This is a genomic window from Desertibacillus haloalkaliphilus (assembly GCF_019039105.1).
GTDB lineage: Bacteria > Bacillota > Bacilli > Bacillales > KJ1-10-99 > Desertibacillus > Desertibacillus haloalkaliphilus.
This window is the reverse complement of sequence record NZ_JAHPIV010000364.1, coordinates 1-372: the sequence shown is the minus strand read 5'-3', so window position 1 is coordinate 372 and position 372 is coordinate 1. Positions and strand designations below refer to the sequence as shown.

Sequence of the window (372 nt, the reverse complement as noted above, 5' to 3'; positions counted from 1 at the left end):
AGGAAGAAAAAAGAAAAGGAAGGAAAGGGGAGGAAAGGAGAAAAAAGAAGGGAGAAAAGAAAGAAAAGAGAGGGGGGAAAGAGGAAAGGAAAGAAGAGGAAAGAGAAAGGGAAAAGAAAAGGAAGGAAAAAAGAGGAGGGAAAAAAGAAAAAAAAGAGGAAGGGGAGAGGGAGAAAAAGGGGGAGGGGAGAAAGGAAGGAGAAAAAGGAAAGGAGGAGAAGGAAGAAAAAAGAGGGGGAGGAGGAGAGAAAGGAGAGGGGGGAGAAGAGGGGGGAAAGAAAAAAGAAAAGGGAGAGGGAGGGAGAAGAGAAAGAAAAGAGAAGGAGGGAGGGGAAAGAGGAGGGGGGGAAGAAGAAAAAAGAAGAGGGGAAG

General features: G+C 45.7%; 1 protein-coding gene. It reads left to right on the top strand.

Going from position 1 to position 372, the window contains the following annotated elements; genetic code table 11:
* Window positions 1–372, top strand: a 372-nt coding sequence (locus KH400_RS30100; protein WP_217228389.1) for a hypothetical protein, incomplete at both ends; no start/stop codon positions are given.